This is a genomic window from Enterobacter sp. WCHEn045836, from assembly GCF_003965585.1.
GTDB lineage: Bacteria > Pseudomonadota > Gammaproteobacteria > Enterobacterales > Enterobacteriaceae > Enterobacter > Enterobacter dissolvens.
This window is the reverse complement of the sequence record NZ_RXPT01000006.1, coordinates 258,558-278,490: the sequence shown is the minus strand read 5'-3', so window position 1 is coordinate 278,490 and position 19,933 is coordinate 258,558. Positions and strand designations below refer to the sequence as shown.

At 54.4% G+C, this 19,933-nt stretch carries 20 protein-coding genes; 8 read left to right on the top strand and 12 right to left on the bottom strand.

Translation table 11 applies throughout. The features are described from left to right. Positions 1-120: 120 nt before the first annotated feature. Positions 121-687 carry a D-glycero-beta-D-manno-heptose 1,7-bisphosphate 7-phosphatase gene (gene gmhB / locus EKN38_RS10470; protein ID WP_014830732.1) on the bottom strand — a complete coding sequence of 189 codons (567 nt, stop codon included), beginning with the start codon at positions 685-687 and terminating at the stop codon, positions 121-123. A 188-nt stretch (positions 688-875) separates the two neighbouring features. Between gmhB and metN the strand changes: the two genes are divergently transcribed. The 6 genes from metN (at position 876) to proS (ending at position 6,456) form a co-directional block, all read left to right on the top strand. Beyond that, a complete protein-coding gene (gene metN / locus EKN38_RS10465) occupies positions 876-1,907 on the top strand; it encodes a methionine ABC transporter ATP-binding protein MetN (RefSeq protein WP_014830731.1) in 1,032 nt (343 codons plus the stop codon). Then, positions 1,900-2,553, top strand: a complete 654-nt coding sequence (locus EKN38_RS10460) for a methionine ABC transporter permease MetI (RefSeq protein WP_014830730.1) — start codon at positions 1,900-1,902, stop codon at positions 2,551-2,553. The genes metN and EKN38_RS10460 overlap by 8 nt, the downstream gene beginning before the upstream one ends. Before the next feature lie 41 nt (positions 2,554-2,594). Beyond that, positions 2,595-3,410: a methionine ABC transporter substrate-binding lipoprotein MetQ gene (metQ, locus tag EKN38_RS10455; protein ID WP_014830729.1), complete on the top strand. Its 816-nt coding sequence runs from the start codon at positions 2,595-2,597 to the stop codon at positions 3,408-3,410. 106 nt (positions 3,411-3,516) lie between these two features. Then, on the top strand, positions 3,517-3,921 hold the full coding sequence (gene rcsF / locus EKN38_RS10450) for an Rcs stress response system protein RcsF (protein ID WP_014830728.1): 405 nt from the start codon (positions 3,517-3,519) through the stop codon (positions 3,919-3,921). After that, positions 3,918-4,625: a tRNA (N6-threonylcarbamoyladenosine(37)-N6)-methyltransferase TrmO gene (tsaA, locus tag EKN38_RS10445; protein ID WP_014830727.1), complete on the top strand. Its 708-nt coding sequence runs from the start codon at positions 3,918-3,920 to the stop codon at positions 4,623-4,625. The genes rcsF and tsaA overlap by 4 nt, the downstream gene beginning before the upstream one ends. Before the next feature lie 112 nt (positions 4,626-4,737). Then, complete coding sequence (gene proS, locus EKN38_RS10440; protein WP_014830726.1) at positions 4,738-6,456, top strand: proline--tRNA ligase; 1,719 nt, start codon at positions 4,738-4,740, stop codon at positions 6,454-6,456. Positions 6,457-6,506: 50 nt separating this feature from the next. On the opposite strand, the gene nlpE is transcribed toward proS, so the two are convergent. The 3 genes from nlpE to EKN38_RS10425 are packed head-to-tail and all read right to left on the bottom strand — an operon-like array spanning position 6,507 to position 8,204. Continuing rightward, positions 6,507-7,205 (bottom strand): envelope stress response activation lipoprotein NlpE, encoded by a 699-nt coding sequence (gene nlpE / locus EKN38_RS10435; RefSeq protein WP_014830725.1) that lies wholly within the window; start codon positions 7,203-7,205, stop codon positions 6,507-6,509. 34 nt (positions 7,206-7,239) lie between these two features. Further along, a complete protein-coding gene (arfB, locus tag EKN38_RS10430) occupies positions 7,240-7,662 on the bottom strand; it encodes an alternative ribosome rescue aminoacyl-tRNA hydrolase ArfB (protein ID WP_014830724.1) in 423 nt (140 codons plus the stop codon). Continuing rightward, positions 7,659-8,204 carry a YaeQ family protein gene (locus tag EKN38_RS10425; RefSeq protein WP_014830723.1) on the bottom strand — a complete coding sequence of 182 codons (546 nt, stop codon included), beginning with the start codon at positions 8,202-8,204 and terminating at the stop codon, positions 7,659-7,661. The genes arfB and EKN38_RS10425 overlap by 4 nt, the downstream gene beginning before the upstream one ends. Positions 8,205-8,400: 196 nt before the next feature. On the opposite strand from EKN38_RS10425, the gene EKN38_RS10420 reads away from it, so the two are divergent. Beyond that, entirely contained in the window at positions 8,401-8,601 is a 201-nt protein-coding gene (locus EKN38_RS10420; protein ID WP_008501889.1) for a YaeP family protein, read from the top strand. Then, positions 8,588-8,848, top strand: coding sequence for a Rho-binding antiterminator (rof, locus tag EKN38_RS10415; protein WP_014830722.1), 261 nt, complete (start codon positions 8,588-8,590; stop codon positions 8,846-8,848). The genes EKN38_RS10420 and rof overlap by 14 nt, the downstream gene beginning before the upstream one ends. Positions 8,849-8,876: 28 nt before the next feature. Here the strand turns inward: rof and tilS are convergent, their stop codons facing one another. The 8 genes from tilS to lpxA all read right to left on the bottom strand — a co-directional run bounded on the left by tilS (position 8,877) and on the right by lpxA (position 19,932). Beyond that, on the bottom strand, positions 8,877-10,163 hold the full coding sequence (gene tilS, locus EKN38_RS10410; protein WP_014830721.1) for a tRNA lysidine(34) synthetase TilS: 1,287 nt from the start codon (positions 10,161-10,163) through the stop codon (positions 8,877-8,879). A gap of 58 nt (positions 10,164-10,221) precedes the next feature. Beyond that, positions 10,222-10,611 carry a VOC family protein gene (locus tag EKN38_RS10405; RefSeq protein WP_014830720.1) on the bottom strand — a complete coding sequence of 130 codons (390 nt, stop codon included), beginning with the start codon at positions 10,609-10,611 and terminating at the stop codon, positions 10,222-10,224. Between the two features lie 65 nt (positions 10,612-10,676). Continuing rightward, positions 10,677-12,809: a lysine decarboxylase LdcC gene (locus EKN38_RS10400; RefSeq protein ID WP_014830719.1), complete on the bottom strand. Its 2,133-nt coding sequence runs from the start codon at positions 12,807-12,809 to the stop codon at positions 10,677-10,679. A 100-nt stretch (positions 12,810-12,909) separates the two neighbouring features. Beyond that, positions 12,910-13,869, bottom strand: coding sequence for an acetyl-CoA carboxylase carboxyl transferase subunit alpha (accA, locus tag EKN38_RS10395; RefSeq protein WP_014830718.1), 960 nt, complete (start codon positions 13,867-13,869; stop codon positions 12,910-12,912). 12 nt (positions 13,870-13,881) lie between these two features. Beyond that, complete coding sequence (gene dnaE / locus EKN38_RS10390) at positions 13,882-17,364, bottom strand: DNA polymerase III subunit alpha (RefSeq protein WP_014830717.1); 3,483 nt, start codon at positions 17,362-17,364, stop codon at positions 13,882-13,884. 38 nt (positions 17,365-17,402) lie between these two features. Beyond that, positions 17,403-17,999 carry a ribonuclease HII gene (gene rnhB, locus EKN38_RS10385; protein WP_014830716.1) on the bottom strand — a complete coding sequence of 199 codons (597 nt, stop codon included), beginning with the start codon at positions 17,997-17,999 and terminating at the stop codon, positions 17,403-17,405. Further along, the gene (lpxB, locus tag EKN38_RS10380) at positions 17,996-19,144 is read right to left on the bottom strand and encodes a lipid-A-disaccharide synthase (RefSeq protein ID WP_014830715.1); all 1,149 of its coding nucleotides are present in this window, start codon (positions 19,142-19,144) and stop codon (positions 17,996-17,998) included. The genes rnhB and lpxB overlap by 4 nt, the downstream gene beginning before the upstream one ends. Beyond that, the gene (gene lpxA, locus EKN38_RS10375; RefSeq protein WP_013095662.1) at positions 19,144-19,932 is read right to left on the bottom strand and encodes an acyl-ACP--UDP-N-acetylglucosamine O-acyltransferase; all 789 of its coding nucleotides are present in this window, start codon (positions 19,930-19,932) and stop codon (positions 19,144-19,146) included. The genes lpxB and lpxA overlap by 1 nt, the downstream gene beginning before the upstream one ends. Position 19,933 lies beyond the last annotated feature (1 nt).

The following is a 19,933-nucleotide window of genomic DNA, read 5'->3' as shown; positions in this document are numbered from 1 at the left end:
CTGTTTGTGAAGTGATTCACATCCGCCGTGTCGATGGAGGCGCATTATAGGCAGCCGCCGGGGAATGACAAGCGGAAATATGCATTTTCATTTCAACCGCTCATCTTTTCGCCAAAACGTCTATTTTTGGTGCTTTTTAATCGTTTCAGGCAGCTCGGCCAGACTATTAATCACCCAATCCGCTGCAGTCTCTGCTTCAGGCGTCACGGGCTTGCCGGTGCGAACTAATACTTTGGTACCCACACCCGCCGCGGTTGCCGCCTGCATATCTTCCAGTTTGTCGCCCACCATATAAGAAGCGGCCATATCAATATGCAGAAATTCCTGCGCCGAGATAAACATTCCCGGATGCGGCTTACGGCAATCACAGGTCTGGCGATACTCTTCTACGGTTCCCTGCGGGTGATGCGGACAATAGTAGATGCCATCAAGATCAACACCGCGGTCAGCAAGTGACCAGTCCATCCATTCCGTCAGCGTTTCGAATTGCGCTTCGGTGAATTTGCCACGTGCAATGCCAGACTGGTTGGTGACAACCACCAGCGCATAGCCCATCTCTTTCAGCTGGCGCATGGCATCGATTACGCCTTCGATAAACTCGAACTCATCAATCTCATGGACATAACCGTGATCGACATTAATGGTGCCATCACGATCGAGAAAAATTGCGGGTACTGATTTTGCCACCGGTTTGCTCCTGAAAAAGGCATGTTCAGCTAGTATCTCATGAATCGCAGCGCAATAAAGTGCTCATCGCACAGAGTTGGATTGATTTAGACGTCTGGATGCCTTAACATCCGTTTTGTTTACGGTCATCACCCGTATCTGGCAGAAGAAAATGCCACGGCTAACTTACATACGATAAAAATAATCTAATGATTAAACTTTCCAATATCACCAAAGTGTTCCAGCAGGGGAACCGAACCATTCAGGCGCTGAACAATGTCAGCCTGCATGTTCCTGCTGGTCAGATTTATGGCGTCATTGGCGCATCGGGTGCAGGTAAAAGTACACTGATCCGTTGTGTTAACCTGCTTGAGCGCCCAACCCAGGGCAGCGTAGAAGTTGGCGGACAAGAACTGACCGCGCTCTCAGAAAAAGAACTGACTAAAGCGCGTCGCCAGATCGGCATGATCTTCCAGCACTTTAACTTACTGGCCTCACGCACGGTGTTCGGCAACGTTGCCTTACCGCTGGAGCTCGACAACACGCCTAAAGACGAGGTTAAGCGTCGCGTAACCGAACTGCTGGATCTCGTTGGTCTGGGTGATAAACATGATAGCTATCCGGCCAATCTCTCCGGCGGACAAAAGCAGCGTGTGGCCATTGCCCGTGCGCTGGCAAGCAACCCCAAAGTGCTGCTGTGCGATGAGGCCACCAGCGCGTTAGACCCGGCCACCACACGTTCTATTCTGGAACTGCTGAAAGACATTAACCGTCGTCTCGGCCTGACGATCCTCCTTATTACGCATGAGATGGATGTCGTAAAACGCATCTGTGACTGTGTTGCCGTGATCAGCAACGGTGAACTGATAGAGCAGGACACGGTAAGTGAAGTGTTCTCGCATCCGAAGACCCCACTGGCGCAGCAATTTATTCAGTCCACACTGCATCTGGACATTCCGGAAGATTATCTGGAGCGATTGAAAACAGAACCTACGGCAGACAGCGTTCCGATGCTGCGTATGGAGTTCACCGGTCAGTCCGTCGATGCGCCGCTGCTTTCCGAAACCGCGCGCCGCTTCAATGTGAACAACAATATCATCAGCGCGCAGATGGATTACGCCGGCGGCGTGAAGTTCGGCATCATGCTGACGGAAATGCACGGCACCCAAGAAGAAACCCAGGCGGCAATTGCCTGGCTGCAAGAACATCACGTAAAAATAGAGGTACTGGGTTATGTCTGAGCCGATGATGTGGCTGCTGGTTCGCGGCGTTTGGGAAACGCTGGCAATGACCTTTGTATCCGGTTTCTTTGGTTTTGTGATTGGCCTGCCGGTCGGCGTACTGCTGTATGTAACACGTCCGGGTCAAATCATTGAGAACGCGAAGCTGTACCGCACGCTCTCTGCGCTGGTGAATATCTTCCGTTCTATCCCATTCATTATTCTGCTGGTATGGATGATTCCATTCACCCGCGTGATTGTCGGTACCTCTATCGGTCTGCAGGCAGCCATCGTTCCACTGACGGTCGGCGCTGCGCCATTTATCGCGCGTATGGTTGAAAACGCCCTGCTGGAAATTCCAACCGGGTTGATCGAAGCCTCCCGTGCGATGGGTGCCACGCCGATGCAGATCGTACGCAAGGTTCTGCTGCCGGAAGCACTGCCAGGCCTGGTTAACGCGGCGACCATTACGCTTATCACCCTGGTGGGTTATTCCGCAATGGGCGGTGCGGTTGGCGCTGGCGGTTTAGGTCAAATTGGTTACCAATACGGCTATATTGGATATAACGCGACCGTAATGAATACCGTTCTGATATTGCTGGTAGTACTGGTTTATCTTATCCAGTTCTCTGGCGATCGCATCGTCCGGGCTGTTACGCACAAATAACGTTACACACAACACAAACTCGACGAGTTAAGGATAAAAACATGGCGTTTAAATTAAAGACCTTCGCAGCAGCAGGCGCGCTGATCGGCTCTCTGGCACTGGTGGGTTGTGGTCAGGACGAAAAAGATCCAAACCACATTAAAGTGGGCGTTATCGTGGGTGCGGAACAGCAGGTTGCTGAAACCGCTCAGAAAGTGGCAAAAGAGAAGTATGGCCTCGACGTTGAACTGGTCACCTTCAACGATTACGTACTGCCGAACGAAGCGCTGAGCAAAGGCGATATCGACGCCAACGCCTTCCAGCACAAACCGTATCTGGATCAGCAGATCAAGGATCGCGGTTACAAACTGGTTGCTGTGGGTAACACCTTCGTTTACCCAATCGCGGGCTACTCCAAAAAAATTAAATCGCTGGACGAACTGCAGCCTGGCTCTCAGGTAGCGGTGCCAAACGATCCAACCAACCTGGGCCGTTCCCTGCTGCTGCTGCAGAAAGTGGGCCTGATCAAACTGAAAGACGGTGTTGGCCTGCTGCCGACCGTTCTCGACGTGACCGAGAACCCGAAAAATCTGAAAATTGTTGAGCTGGAAGCGCCACAGCTGCCGCGCTCTCTGGACGATGCGCAGATTGCACTCGCGGTGATCAACACCACCTACGCCAGCCAGATTGGCCTGACCCCGGCAAAAGACGGTATCTTTGTTGAAGACAAAGATTCCCCGTACGTTAACCTGATCGTGACTCGCGAAGACAACAAAGACGCGGAAAACGTGAAGAAATTCGTTCAGGCTTATCAGTCTGACGAAGTTTACCAGGAAGCCAACAAAGTGTTTAACGGTGGCGCGGTTAAAGGCTGGTAATCTCACCTCAGTGTAATATCATCAAGACGGGCTTCTGCCCGTCTTGTCATTTGTGCAGTCAACTGATTCAATATCTGACGTTTTGATTATCCATTGAGGAATTATTATGCGTGCTTTACCGATCTGTCTTTTAGCACTGATGCTGAGCGGCTGTTCTATGCTAAGCAGATCTCCAGTTGAACCCGTTCAAAGCACTGCAACCCCGCCAAAAGCAGAGCCCGTAAAACCTAAAGCGCCTCGCCCTGCGCCGGTACGTATCATTACCAAAGCCGACGAACTTGTGGGCAAGCCTTTCCGTGAACTGGGTGAGGTGAGCGGTGAATCCTGTCAGGCAACCAACCAGGACTCCCCACCCAACATTCCAACAGCCCGTAAGCGTATGCAGATCAACGCGGCCAAAATGAAAGCCAACGCGGTACTGCTGCACAGCTGTGAAGTCACCAGCGGTACACCAGGTTGCTATCGTCAGGCGGTATGTATTGGTTCGGCGCTGACCATTTCGGCGAAATGAGTGCATTTCAGTTCGAACAGATAGGCGTTATCCGCTCTCCTTACAAAGAGAAGTTTGCCGTGCCACGCCAGCCAGGTCTGGTCACCAGCGGTGGCGGTGAACTTCACTTGGTTGCCCCCTATAATCAGGCCGATGCGGTACGCGGGCTCGAGGCGTTCAGCCACTTATGGGTTGTGTTTGTGTTTCACCAGACAATGGACGGTGGCTGGCGTCCCACGGTGCGCCCTCCTCGTCTTGGCGGAAATGCCAGGATGGGGGTATTCGCAACCCGTTCTACCTTTCGTCCAAACCCGATCGGCATGTCGCTGGTTGAGCTGAAGGGCATACGCTGTCAGAAAGATCAGGTGATACTGGAGTTAGGCAGCCTTGATCTGGTTGATGGCACGCCGGTTATCGACATCAAACCCTATCTGCCTTTTGCCGAAGCTTTACCGGATGCCAGGGCCAGCTATGCCCAACAAGCACCGCAGGCGGACATGCCGGTTCACTTCACGCCAGCGCTACTGACGCAACTTGGCCAACTGGAAAAGCGCTATCCCCGTTTGCGGGACTTTATCGTAGAAGTACTGGCACAGGACCCGCGTCCAGCCTACCGTAAAGAAGAGGAAGCCGGGAAAACCTACGCCGTCTGGCTGCTGGATTTTAATGTCCGCTGGCGCGTGACGGAGACCGGTTTTGAAGTGTTTGCCCTGGAACCCAGGTAATTTTCTTTTCCTCTCTTTTGGCATCTTTGCCACACTGGTAAACTAAACCACTTTTTTTGTGTCAGGCTGGTGTTTCAGCCTGTTCCAATCGTCGAAATGGAACCGTAACAACATGCGTACTAGCCAATATCTGCTCTCCACTCTGAAGGAGACACCTGCCGACGCCGAAGTCATAAGCCATCAGCTGATGCTGCGCGCCGGGATGATCCGCAAGCTGGCCTCCGGGTTGTACACCTGGCTGCCGACCGGCGTGCGCGTCCTGAAAAAAGTCGAAAACATCGTGCGTGAAGAGATGAACAACGCCGGTGCTATCGAGGTGTCCATGCCCGTGGTTCAGCCCGCTGACCTGTGGCAAGAGAGCGGCCGTTGGGAGCAATATGGCCCGGAACTGCTGCGCTTCGTTGACCGTGGCGAGCGTCCGTTCGTCCTCGGCCCGACGCATGAAGAAGTGATTACCGATCTGATTCGTAATGAGCTGAGCTCTTACAAACAGCTGCCGTTGAACTTCTTCCAGATCCAGACCAAGTTCCGTGACGAAGTTCGCCCACGTTTCGGCGTTATGCGTTCTCGCGAATTCCTGATGAAAGATGCCTACTCTTTCCATACGTCTCAGGAATCTCTGCAAGAGACCTACGACAAAATGTACGAGGCTTACAGCAAAATCTTCTCCCGCATGGGTCTGGATTTCCGTGCTGTACAGGCCGATACCGGCTCTATCGGTGGTAGCGCGTCCCATGAATTCCAGGTTCTGGCGCAGAGCGGTGAAGACGATGTGATCTTCTCTGATTCCTCTGACTACGCAGCGAACATTGAATTTGCTGAAGCACTGGCACCAAAAGAACCGCGTGCTGCGGCAACCCAGGAAATGACGCTGGTTGACACGCCGAACGCAAAAACCATTGCCGAGCTGGTTGAGCAGTTTGCTCTGCCAGTCGAAAAAACCGTTAAAACGCTGCTGGTGAAATCCACAGAAGGTAGTGCATACCCGCTGGTTGCCCTGCTGGTTCGCGGTGACCACGAGCTGAACGAAGTGAAAGCAGAGAAGCTGCCACAGGTTGCCAGCCCACTGACCTTTGCAACGGAAGCGGAAATCCGCGCCGTCGTAAACGCAGGCCCAGGTTCACTGGGTCCGGTGAATATGCCAGTGCCTGTTGTGATTGACCGCACGGTCGCTGCGATGAGCGACTTCGCCGCCGGCGCTAACATTGATGGCAAACACTACTTCGGCATCAACTGGGATCGCGATGTGGCAACGCCAGAAGTGGCGGATATCCGCAACGTCGTCGCCGGTGATCCAAGCCCGGATGGTCAGGGTACCCTGATGATTAAACGCGGCATCGAAGTGGGCCACATCTTCCAGCTGGGTGATAAATATTCCCGTGCGCTGAACGCTGCCGTTCAGGGTGAAGATGGCCGTAACCAGATCCTGACCATGGGTTGCTACGGTATCGGGGTAACGCGCGTGGTGGCTGCGGCGATTGAGCAGAACTACGACGAGCGTGGCATTGTCTGGCCGGATAACATCGCGCCGTTCCAGGTGGCGATCCTGCCAATGAACATGCACAAATCTTACCGTGTGCAGGAGCTGGCTGAGAAACTGTACGCAGAGCTGCGCGCGCAGGGTATCGAAGTGCTGATGGACGACCGTAAAGAGCGTCCGGGCGTGATGTTTGCTGATATGGAACTGATTGGTATTCCTCACACCATCGTTATCGGTGACCGTAACCTCGACAGCGACGAGATTGAATATAAATACCGTCGTAGCGGCGAAAAACAGATGATCAAGACCGGTGATATCCTTGATTACCTGGTGAAAGCCATCAAAGGTTAAATAAGAAAAACCCCGCCTAAGCGGGGTTTTTTCATGGCGCAAAGCCAGCGTTATTTGCTATTACAGTCTTTACCTGCCGCGAACTTCGCGTCTTTATCTGCCACCAGGGTTTTCACCAACTCGCCGCTATCCGGGTTTGGCTCCAGCGTAAAGTGACCGTCCACCGTCAGTAATACCGGCTTGCTGTCATTGCCGCGCGCGACTGCATAATCCCGCTCCAGTTGAGCGTTATTCGCCACGCTCACCTTCTTACCTGTTGAGCAGTCTGTAAAGATGGCTGCATCAGCCATATAGAAATACATGCCCCGCATCGGCATCGGCGTGGCCGGCAGAGCCGCTTTCACCGGTGCCAGCGTATAGTTGAGCTGGGATTCAATCGGGTTGCCTTCACGGTCGAGCATCTCCATCCCCTCGCCCTTGGCGCGGAAATACGTTTTCTCACCGCTCGTATCTGTCAACACCAGCTTCTCGGCCGTGCGTGCCCATGTCCCGTAAGTCGCAAAAGAGGAGGGCTCTTTCGCGCCCTGATAACGCTGATTCATGACCCACGTACCGTCTTTTTGCAGGAACAGTGATGTCTCAATGCCTTCACAGTCGGCACAAGGCAGTACACCGCGCCAGCTCTGCTGCATTGGTTTTAATTCTTCATTCTGCGTTGGCTGCAGGACCTGCGTTTCCGAACGGTTGTTACACCCGAAAAGCGCAAAGAGCGTACTCACTGCCAGCGCTGACCATAATGTTTTTTTCACAATGAATTCCTTATGAAAATAGTGTTCCTTTTCGTCAATCCATAGGGCGACGAACTTTACCGCGTAGTGCTTTCACTGTGGATTTTTGGGCCTTCGACGACAACCGACGCTCTTTCGATGCGCGGGTTGGTCGCGTTGCCCGACGGCTTTTTTGCACCGCAGTTAATTCTTTTATCACCGCCACCAGCCTGGCAATCGCGGCTTCCCGGTTTAACTCCTGGCTACGGTACTCCTGCGCCTTGATCACAATGACACCGTCACTGGTGATCAGGTGATGGCTGGCGGCGAGCAGACTTTCCTTATAATACTCTGGCAGGCTTGAGGCCCGAATGTCAAAGCGCAAATGGATAGCCGTTGAAGCCTTGTTAACATGCTGCCCTCCGGCTCCCTGAGCGCGGATGGCAGTGATCTCCAGCTCATTGTCGGGAATGCTGACGTTGCGGGGCAACACAATCATGACGCAGGCTGCCACGCCGTCAAATGAATTTCCAGATTATTCTGAGAGTCAGAAAGCCAGATCGCGCCATCCTGAATCGTCGCCTGCAGCACCATCGTCCGGCTGGCGAACTCGCTCAGGTGCGCCAGTTGTTCATCATCCAGATACCAGACCGTGAGGTTTTTAAATTGTCCGCACTTGCTCTTGTTTTGCTGCCACCAGATTTCCGCAGCGCGTTGGTTATACGCGAATAGCGCCACTTCCGCAGACTGGGTACACGCCTTTTTAAGGCGACGTTCATCCGGCAGGCCGAGTTCAATCCATAAATCGATACCCAGATGATCGTTGCGCAGCCAGGCTTCTGGCTCGTCTTCTGCACTTAAGCCACGGGTAAACTGCAGACGCTCGTCGGCATATTTAATCCATGCCAGCAGGCGCAGCATCATGCGCTCCTGGGTTTCAGAGGGGTGACGCGCCAGCGTCAGTGACGCATCCAGAAACTGGTTGCGGTCAAGGTCAGCCACATTGACCACCGCTTTATAAATTGTCGCTTTCAGCGCCATGGGAGAACTCCTTTCGAATCAGGCGCACATTGTAGCGAAAACAGCGGCAAAAGGCTGTTACGCCGTGATGAATACGGCGCCATCAAGGCTCTGATATTGCTTAAATGAGTATGGTATAGTCACCTTGCTAAACCGAGTTTATCTTCGTAGGCTTAATGATATCTCACAGTAAGTCAGTGCGCTGGCGGGAGGGGATGTGAATAATTATTGTGAGCTAATTCGCAAACGGTATGCGGAAATCGCCAGCGGAGATCTGGGGTATGTCCCGGATGCGTTGGGCTGTGTATTGAAAGTGCTTAATGAAGTGGCCTCTGATGAGAGCCTTTCAGAATCGGTCAGGGAAAAAGCAGCGTATGCTGCGGCGAATTTACTGGTGAGCGATTATGTCGATGAATGATACTTATCAACCCATCAATTGTGATGACTATGACAACCTCGAACTCGCCTGCCAGCATCATTTAATACTGACGCTGGAGTTAAAAGATGGCGAAGTGTTGAAGGCGAAAGCCAGCGACCTGGTTTCACGCAAGAATGTGGAATATCTGATAGTGGAAGATGCCGGTGCGACGCGTGAGCTACGCCTGGACAAAATTGCCAGCTTCAGCCACCCGCAAATCGGCACCGTCGTGGTGAGCGAATCCTGATGTCATTAACGGGCAGCCTGGCTGCCCGTTACGCTTTCCACTCCAGACTCACACCCGTATCTGCCCACCCCTCTTCTGTAATGAACACCCCTGCAGCCGCAATCAGCGTTTCACCGTAGAAAAGTAATGGGGTGGTATCTCGTAACCAGGGCGGCACATTGCACTCCTGCCAGATTTTTTTGAGCTTCCTTCCACCGTTACGTCCGACAATGTGCAGCATACCGCCGGCCTTAAAGCGCACGCTGACCGGTTCATCGGCTTTCGGTAAACGTACATGGCCGGGCGTCAGCAAAGACAGGCTTCCGATATCACAGGGCAATACCAGCGGCTCATCATGCGACGGCCAGTCGAGCACCACGTCCGTAAGCGAGGGGATCGATTTAACCCACCAGAGCTCTCCTTTAAAGCGCCTGACGTCAAAACCGTTCAGGTGCACACACGGCGTCGCATCCTCCCGCGCCAGGGCGACTTCGTCCCAGATACGTCCCAGCATGGCACGCGATGGCATTGTTGCATGGTGAGAGGCCAGCCAACGGCGCAGCAGTGCGGCCCGACGAACCGGACTCATCGCCTCCAGCGGCGCAATCGCCAGCGCCCCGTTTACGGAAATCACTTCAGCCAGTTGTTCTCTCAGCAGCTCATCCAGCAGGCTCTCCTGTTCGGCACACAGCATGGCGCTTCTTGCTGTTGCGTCAGCAAAATGCGGCCAGCGTTCGGTCAGTAGCGGTACAACGCGCAGACGCAGGAAGTTACGGTCGTAGCTATCGTCCTGGTTGCTTTCATCTTCGATCCAGCTCAGCTGGTATTCCCGCGCCCAGGCTTCCAGCGATGCGCGTGTCTCACCAAGCAACGGACGCAATAATTGCGTCCCGGCAAAATCAGAGCGTTCAGGCATGGCGGAGAGCCCCGCCGGGCCACTTCCCCGTTTTAGCGCCAGCAAAAAGGTTTCGCATTGATCGTCCAGGTGCTGTGCTGTGACCAGCGCTTCGCCTGGCTGTAATGCCGCGGCAAACGCAGCATAGCGCGCCTTACGCGCCTGGGCTTCAATCCCCAGCCCCTCGTTCCTGAGAATCACCCGTTCAATCACCAGCGGGATCCCCCAGGCCGAGCACACCGCTTCACAGTGCGACACCCAGGCATCGGCGTGCGGACTCAGCCCGTGATGGATATGCATCGCCCGGAGCTGAATATCAGGTTGTTGGTCGCGCCAGAGTTTGAGGCGATGAAGCAGCACAGTGGAATCCAGTCCACCGCTAAATCCCACCAGCAACTGGCGGTACGGTGAAACGGCTTGTGCAATAGCGGGTAGGGTCATAGAGAATTACACATAAAAAATGCCCGAACTGAGCGGGCATTATCACACAGGATGGCGCTTACTGCTGGTAAAGCTCCAGCGGAAGGCTGTCCGGATCGTTGAAAAAAGTAAACCGCTTACCGGTAAACGGATCGACACGAATCGCTTCGCACTTCACGCCATGCTCTTCCAGGTGTTTTACCGCACGATCAAGATTATCCACGCTAAAAGCCAGATGGCGCAGGCCGCAGGCTTCCGGACGGGATGGACGCGCAGGCGGAAAAGGAAAAGAAAACAGTTCAATCACATATTGTCCGTTTAACGCTAAATCGCCTTTCCAGGAGTCGCGCTCCACGCGATACGCTTCGCTTAACAGCGTAAAGCCCAGAATGTCGCAGTAGAAAGCCTTACTTTTCGCGTAATCGGTGGCAATGATCGCAATATGGTGAACCTGTTTTAAACCCAGCATAGCTTCTCCTTTTTATGATCCCTGAACGTTACAACCGAAAACCCGCACCTTGCAAGCGGCTACCTTTATTTTAGGACTCGCACCCAGTAAACCCCATGCTCATCACGTTTCGCACCGTGGATATCCGTCTCGAAGCCCGGATAGTGGCGCCCGACAGAGCAGAGCATCAGCAGGAAATCGAGCACCGCCCGACTCTCTTCGGTGATCATCTCCCCTGGCATCAACAGCGGAACGCCCGGCGGATAGGGCAGGATCATGTTGGCCGATACGCGTCCCACCAGATTTTCCAGCTCAACGGTTTCCACCTCCCCTTTCACCTGGCGCTGCCAGGCGTTGTGCGGGGTTAGTTTCATCTCAGGCAAGACGTCAAACGCCTGCAGCATCAGGCGCGGCAGATCGTGCTGGCGGATCAGCTTGTGGATCCCCTGAGCCAGATCCTGTATACGCATATTGCGATAAAAGTCAGGATCTTCGGCGTAGAGATCCGGCAGCATATTCTTCACCCGCAGGTTGAGATCGTACGCACGCTTAAACTCCATCAGACCGCGCAGCAGACCCATCGCGCGGGTTTTATCAATCCCAATGCTGAACAGGAACAGCAGGTTATACGGTCCGGTCTTCTCCACCACCACGCCGCGCTCATCAAGGAATTTCGCCACCAGCGCGGCGGGAATGCCTTCATCGCTCATGTTGCCCTGTTCATCCATGCCCGGCGTCAGGATCGTCACTTTTACCGGGTCGAGGAACATATGGTCGGTATCGGCATCACGGAAGCCGTGCCAGTCTTCACCCGGCGCGACCGGCCAGCATTCGGCCTCGTCAATCTCATCCGGCTGCCAGATATCAAAGAACCATCCGTCAGCTTCATCTTTTAACCGCTGCACTTCTTTGCGGAAATGCAGCGCGCGCTCAACAGAACGATTGATGAGACGCTTGCCCGGATTGCCGCGCAACATCGCCGCCGCTGTTTCAATAGAGGCCACCAGCGGATAACTTGGTGAGGTGGTGGTGTGCATCATAAAGGCTTCGTTAAACGTCTCTTCGTCGTATTCACCTTTGATATGAATAAGCGAGGCCTGGGAAAACGCAGCCAGCATTTTGTGCGTCGATTGCGTTTCGAAAAACACCTTGCCCGGCACGCGTTCACCGCTCATCCCGCTTTTTCCGGCATAGATGGGGTGGAAATTGGTATAGGGAACCCACGCGGAATCAAAATGGATCGAGGGGACATCCAGCGTCTGTTTGATCCAGTTGGTGTTGTACAGCAGCCCGTCATAGGTGGAGTTGGTGATCACCGCGTGGATCGGCCAGCTTGCCCCCGGGATCGCCGCGACCTTATTTTCGATGGCTGCGTGAGTGAATTCACGGCGCGGAATTCCCCCCAGGATCCCAAGCGCGTTACGCGTGGGCGACAGCCAGAGCGGCACGACATCGCTCATCATCAGCAGATGGGCCAGCGACTTATGGCAGTTCCGGTCAATGAGTAACGTACTCCCGGCCGGGGCGGCATACATGCCGACGATTTTGTTTGACGTCGAGGTGCCGTTGGTCACCATGTAACTCTGCTCGGCACCGAAGGTACGGGCGATGTACTCTTCGGCTTCCAGATGCGGGCCGGTATGATCCAGCAACGAACCAAGCTCGGTAACCGAAATCGATACGTCGGCTTTCAGCGTGTTGCCGCCAAAGAAATCATAGAACAGACAGCCTACCGGACTTTTTTGATAGGCCGTTCCCGCCATATGGCCCGGCGTGCAAAAGGTGTACTTCCCTTCCTTCACATAGGTAAACAGCGCCCGGGTAAATGGCGGCGTGATGTTATCCAGATACTCGCCGGTATATTGCTGAATGCGGGCCGCAATATCTTCAGCCACGCCGAGGGAGTATTCGAAAAACCACAGTGCCATACGCATATCCTGGGCACTGACATCCATGGTCGAGTGGGTATTGATAAACGCATACAGCGGGAGATATTCATTCAGCTTATTGATATCGCTGCACAGCTCCAGGTCGTATTCATCCCAGTCGAAGATCACGCCACAGATACGCGGGTTATGCTCAATGAACTTCAGCAAGTCAGCGCTGTTGTGCGGCCAGATCAACTGGTAGCCGCGTGACTGCAGGGCCTGCTCCAGCTCCTTGATGGGCTCATCCTTATAAAAGACGCCGTGTGGCCCCATAATGGCAATAATATTCACGGGCTTCCTCCTTAAAAAACATTAGCTAAGCATAGCCAGGGTAAACCGCAGGTATAAAAAAAGCCGCAACAGTGTGCGGCTTTTCAGATAATTGTGTAACTTACGCGTAACCGTAGGTCATCAGACGCTGGTAACGGCGGTTGAGCAGATCATCTTTGCTCAGCACATCCAGGTCGGCCAGATCGGCCAGCAACTGCGCTTTCAGGGAAGCGGCCATCACTTCCGGCTTACGATGCGCACCACCCAGAGGCTCAGGGATGACGGTATCGATCAGCTTCAGCTCTTTCAGGCGTGGGGCAATGATACCCATCGCTTCTGCAGCCAGAGGCGCTTTGTCGGCGCTCTTCCACAGAATAGAGGCACACCCTTCCGGAGAGATAACGGAATAGGTGCTGTACTGCAGCATATTCACTTTATCACCCACACCAATCGCCAGTGCACCACCGGAACCACCTTCACCGATGACGGTACAGATGACAGGCACCTTCAGGCGAGACATCTCACGCAGGTTACGTGCGATGGCTTCAGACTGACCGCGCTCTTCCGCACCCACGCCAGGGTAAGCACCCGGGGTGTCGATAAAGGTGATGATGGGCATGTTGAAACGCTCAGCCATCTCCATCAGACGCAGGGCTTTACGGTAGCCTTCTGGTGCCGGCATACCAAAGTTACGACGGATCTTCTCTTTGGTTTCACGGCCTTTCTGATGGCCAATGATCATCACCGGACGTCCATCCAGACGAGCGATACCGCCAACGATAGCTTTATCGTCTGCGTAAGCGCGGTCGCCTGCCAGTTCGTCAAATTCGTCAAACGCCAGGCGGACATAATCCAGGGTGTACGGACGCTGTGGGTGACGCGCCAACTGGGCGATCTGCCATGCGCCGAGATCGGCAAAGATTTTGCGCGTCAGTTCTACGCTTTTCTCACGCAGACGATGCACTTCTTCGTCGATGTTAATATCCAGTTTTTCATCCTGACGGCTTACCGCTGTCAGAGAATCGATTTTCGCTTCCAGCTCAGCAATCGGCTGTTCGAAATCAAGGAAATTCAGACTCATAGTATTCCTGTATTAGTCAAACTCCAGTTCCACCTGCTCCGAACCAATGAGGCCACGGAGATCGTTCAGTAAACGATCGCTCGGAGAGACACGCCACGTTGCACCAAAGCGCAACCGCGCACGTGCATCCGCCCTCTGATAGTAGAGATGTACTGGAATTGTCCCCGAGCGGTGGGGTTCCAGAGACTGACGGAGTCGGTTTAAAAGCTGGTCATCAATTTGCCTGTCCGTCAGCGAGATAGCAAGCCCGCGAGCATATTTTTCCCGGGCTTCGTCAATGTCCATCACTTCGCGGGCGGTCATTTTAAGCCCCCCGCTGAAGTCATCAAAGCTGACCTGTCCGCTGACGATAAGTATGCGGTCTTTTTCCAGCAATTGCTGGTATTTATCCAGCGCGTCGGTGAATAACATCACCTCCAGACGCCCGGAACGGTCATCCAGGGTACAGATGCCGATACGATTGCCGCGCTTGGTGACCATAACCCTTGCAGCAATCACGAGCCCCGCAGCCGTGGTGATTTTACCACGTTCTGTCGGATGCATGTCTTTCAGCCTGTAGCCTCCGACATAGCGCTCAATTTCTTTGATGTACTGGTTGATCGGGTGCCCCGTCAGGTACAAGCCTAACGTTTCACGCTCACCATCCAGCACCACCTGTTCTGGCCACGGCAGACAGCTGGCGTAAGACTGCTCGATCTGCTCTGGCTCTTCCGCCAGCACGCCGAACATGTCCGCCTGGCCAATGGCTTCCGCTTTTGCGTGCTGATCCGCGGCTTTCAGCGCGTCGCCAAGCGAGTTCATCAGCGCGGCGCGGTGCGGGCCCAGCCTGTCGAACGCACCGGACATGATCAGTTTTTCCAGCACGCGGCGGTTCAGTTTTTTAGTATCGGTACGGGCGCACAGATCAAACAGCTCGCGGAAGTAACCACCGTTATTACGCGCTTCGATGATCGCCTCGATCGGCCCTTCACCTACGCCTTTGATCGCGCCGATCCCGTACACGATCTCCCCGTCGTCGTTAACGTGGAAATGGTAAAGACCCGAGTTAATATCCGGCGGCAGGATCTTCAGCCCCATGCGCCAGCACTCATCCACCAGGCCAACCACCTTCTCGGTGTTATCCATATCGGCGGTCATTACCGCCGCCATAAATTCAGCCGGATAGTGCGCCTTCAGCCACAGGGTTTGATACGACACCAAAGCATAGGCGGCAGAGTGCGATTTGTTAAATCCATACCCGGCGAATTTCTCCACCAGGTCAAAGATTTTCATGGCCAGCTCGCCGTCAACGCCGTTTTTCTTCGCGCCATCTTCAAAAATAGAGCGCTGCTTGGCCATCTCTTCCGGCTTTTTCTTACCCATTGCACGACGCAGCATATCCGCGCCGCCGAGCGTATAGCCGGAAAGCACCTGGGCAATCTGCATAACCTGTTCCTGGTACAGGATGATGCCGTAGGTTGGCTCAAGTACCGGCTTCAGGCTTTCGTGCTGCCACTGAACGTCCGGGTAGGAGATCTCTTCCCGACCATGCTTACGGTCGATAAAGTTATCTACCATCCCCGACTGCAGCGGTCCCGGACGGAACAGCGCCACCAGTGCGATCATATCTTCGAAGCAGTCTGGCTGCAGACGCTTGATCAGATCTTTCATGCCGCGGGATTCAAGCTGGAAGACCGCTGTGGTCTCCGAGCGCTGCAGCATGTCGAAACTTTTCTTGTCATCCAGTGGGATGGCCGCGATATCCAGCGGCGGCTCGCCATTCTTCTCGCGGCGGGCGTTGATCATCTCCAGCGCCCAGTTGATGATGGTGAGCGTGCGCAGACCGAGGAAGTCAAACTTCACCAGCCCGGCGTATTCCACGTCGTTCTTATCAAACTGGGTAACCGGGTGCTGACCGGCTTCATCGCAGTACAGCGGCGCGAAATCGGTAATTTTGGTCGGGGCGATAACCACGCCACCCGCATGCTTACCGGCGTTACGCGTGACGCCTTCCAGCTTACGCGCCATGTCGATCAGCGCTTTGACTTCTTCGTCAGCTTCGTAGATTTCCGGCAGCTGCGGCTCAGCTTCAAACGCTTTTGCCAACGTCATCCCCGGATCGGGCGGCACCAGCTTAGAGATGCGGTCTACAAAACCGTACGGATGCCCCAGCACGCGGCCCACGTCGCGGATAACCGCTTTTGCCGCCATCGTACCGAAGGTAATAATCTGCGATACCGCGTCACGGCCATACATATCCGCCACGTGCTCAATCACCTGGTCACGTTTTTCCATACAGAAGTCGACGTCGAAGTCGGGCATGGAGACACGTTCCGGGTTAAGGAAACGTTCGAACAGCAGGTCAAACTCCAGCGGATCGAGGTCTGTAATCTTAAGCGCATAGGCCACCAGTGACCCTGCACCCGAACCACGTCCCGGACCAACCGGCACACCGTTATCCTTCGACCACTGGATAAACTCCATGACGATCAGGAAGTAGCCCGGGAAGCCCATCTGGTTAATAACCTGAAGTTCAATATCCAGGCGCTCGTCATACTCCGGACGACGCTTTTTACGCTCTTCTTCATCCGGGAAAAGGAATTCCAGACGCTCTTCCAGACCTTCTTTCGATTTCATGACCAGGAAGTCTTCTGTGGTCATTTCCCCCGTCGGGAACTGCGGCAGGAAATACTCACCAAGACGCACGGTGACGTTGCAGCGCTTGGCGATTTCGACGCTGTTTTCCAGCGCTTCAGGAATATCAGAGAAGAGTTCGCACATCTCCTCTTCGCTACGCATGTACTGCTGAGCAGAATAATTGCGCGGGCGCTTCGGATCGTCGAGAGTGAAGCCATCATGGATCGCCACGCGAATCTCATGAGCGTCAAAATCCCCGGCTTCAAGGAAGCGTACATCGTTGGTTGCCACCACGGGCAGCCCGCGCGCTTCCGCAAGCGCCACAGCAGCATGCAGATAGCTCTCTTCATCCGGACGACCAGTGCGGATCAGCTCCAGATAGTAACGATCCGGGAAGTATTCTTCGTAGAAAGACACGCACTGATCCACCAGCGCGCTATTGCCGCGCAGCAGGCATTTGCCTACATCACCCATGCGGCCGCCGGAGATCAGCAATAACCCTTCGTTCAGCTCCGCCAGCCAGTCTCTGTCAATCCATGGCCCCAGGGCGCCGTAACCGCGCTGGTAGGCTTTGGAGATAAGCAGGGTGAGATTCTGATAGCCCGTGTTATTCATCGCTAACACGGAAATTTGCGTCATTTCGTCGCCGAGCAGTTCGCTCTGCACATGAAAATCAGCACCGACGATGGGTTTCATCCCCGCCCCGTGCGCCGTTCCATAGAACTTCACCAGACCACACAAGTTGGTAAAATCGGTGATCGCCAGCGCAGGCATGCCCAGTGAGGCCGCCTTTTTTACCAGCGGCCCGGTTTTCGCCAGCCCATCGATCATGGAGTAGTCGCTATGCACCCGCAGGTGTACGAAACGTGGTTCAGCCATCTTCAGATTCCGCGTTACTTAATTGCTTGCGTATTGATTCAGGACACCAGTCCCAGCGCGCGTTTCACCGGGCCAAAACTGCGCCGGTGATGCTCGGTTGCGCCATGTTCAGCCAGCTTTTCCAGATGGAATGCTGTTGGATACCCCTTATGCTGAGCGAAGCCATACTGAGGGTAATTGAGATCCAGCGCGGCCATTTCAGCGTCGCGGGTCACTTTGGCAATAATAGAAGCCGCACTGATTTCCGCGACCCGACTATCCCCTTTCACTACCGCCATGGAAGGCACGGGTAATGCAGGGCAACGGTTACCGTCAATAAGAACATACTCCGGGGCAATTTTCAGCCCCGCCACCGCACGCTGCATCGCCAGCATGGTGGCATGCAGGATGTTCAACTCGTCGATTTCATGCGGCTCGGCACGCCCAAGGCTCCAGGCCAGTGCCTTGTCCTGAATCTCATCGAATAACGCCAGTCGGCGCTTCTCAGACAGCTTTTTGGAGTCGTTCAACCCGATAATCGGACGGGCAGGATCGAGGATCACCGCCGCGGTCACGACAGCGCCCACTAACGGACCGCGCCCCACTTCATCCACACCCGCCACAAGGTGGGTGTGAGGATAAATAAATTCCATCATCTTGCTAACTCCAGCACCGCATCAGCCGCTTGCTCATCGGCATTACAGCGGATCTGCTGATGCAGTTCGCGGAACGTATCATGCATCTGGTGGCTGGTCTTGCCGTTGGCAAGCAGCGGTAACAGCGCATCGGCCAGCGCCTGAGGCTGACACTCATCCTGCAGAAGCTCTTTCACCAGCTCACGCCCGGCAAGCAGGTTTGGCAGCGAGACGTACTCCGTCTTCACCAGGCGTTTGGCCAGCCAGAAGGTGAACGGCTTCATGCGATAGCCCACCACCATCGGACATTTCGCCAGCATGCACTCCAGGGCAGCCGTGCCGGACGCCAGCAACGCGGCATCGCTCGCGACCATCGCCTCACGGCCTTTTCCATCCAGCAGATGGATGTGAAGATCCGGCGCTACCTCGGCTTTAATGCGCTCAAACTGCTCGCGGCGTTTGGCATTCACCAGTGGCACAACCACTTCGAGATCGGGATACGTATTACGCAGAATTTGCGCGGTTTTCAGGAAGTCCGCGCTCAGCATCTCCACTTCTGCGCCACGGCTGCCCGGCAGCAATGCCAGACAGTGCGCATCATGGGGGATCCCCAGCACGTCTCGCGCTGCGTTTTTATCCGGATCTAACGGCATCGCATCCGCCATGGTATGCCCGATAAAACGGCACGGAACATTAAATTTGTCGTAAAACGCTTTTTCGAAAGGCAGGAAAGCCAGCACCAGATGGGTTGACCGTCCGATTTTGAAAACGCGTTTCTGTCGCCACGCCCAGACGGACGGACTGACGTAATGAATGGTTTTAATGCCCTGCTTTTTCAGATTCCCTTCGAGGGTAATGTTGAAGTCAGGTGCATCAATACCGACAAAGACATCGGGTTTAAGCTCGGTGAAGCGGCGGGTAAGATCGGCGCGGATATGCAGCAGACGACGCAGCCGCCCCAGCACCTCAACGATGCCCATCACGGCCAGCTCTTCCATTTCGTACCAGGCTTCGCAGCCTTCAGCCTGCATTAGCGGGCCTGCAACGCCAACAAAGCGAGCATCAGGTACACGAGCCTTAAGCGCGCGGATAAGACCGGCACCAAGAATATCGCCGGAGGTTTCTCCGGCGACCAGGGCTATCGTAAGCGGACGACTGTCGACCATTAACGAATCAGACCCCTTGTGGAACGGTCAAAGAATTCCATGAACGCGTTCACTTCAGGGTGCTTTTCCGCCAGCTCGGCAATTTCCGGCTTCGCCTCTTCCAGCGTTTTGCCGCTACGGTACAATAATTTATACGCGTTGCGGATAGCAGTAATCGCTTCACGACTAAAGCCACGACGCTTGAGGCCTTCGATGTTCACGCCAAATGGCGTGGCATGGTTGCCCTGCGCAATTACATACGGTGGGACGTCCTGCGCCACACCGGAGCATCCGCCGACCATCACGTGTGCACCAATGATGCAGAACTGATGGACTGCGGTCATACCGCCAATAATTGCGAAGTCATCAACCGATACGTGTCCTGCCAGCGTTGCGTTGTTGGCAAGAATACAGCGGTCACCTACCGTACAGTCGTGCGCGATGTGCGCATTAACCATAAACAGGTTATCGCTGCCCACCTTCGTCAATCCACCACCCTGTACTGTTCCACGATGAATGGTGACGCTTTCGCGGATACGGTTACGATCGCCAATTTCCAGACGGGTCGACTCACCAGCATATTTTAAATCCTGGTTAACTTCGCCGATGGAGGCGAACTGATAGATCTCATTATTGCTGCCAATGGTCGTATGACCATTCACGACAACGTGAGATTTCAGTACTGTACCCTCACCAATTTCGACATGGGGACCAACAATACAGAACGGGCCAATGTGGACATTAGCACCAATGATGGCACCGGTTTCCACAATAGCGGTAGGATGAATAAAGGCAGATTTATCAATCACG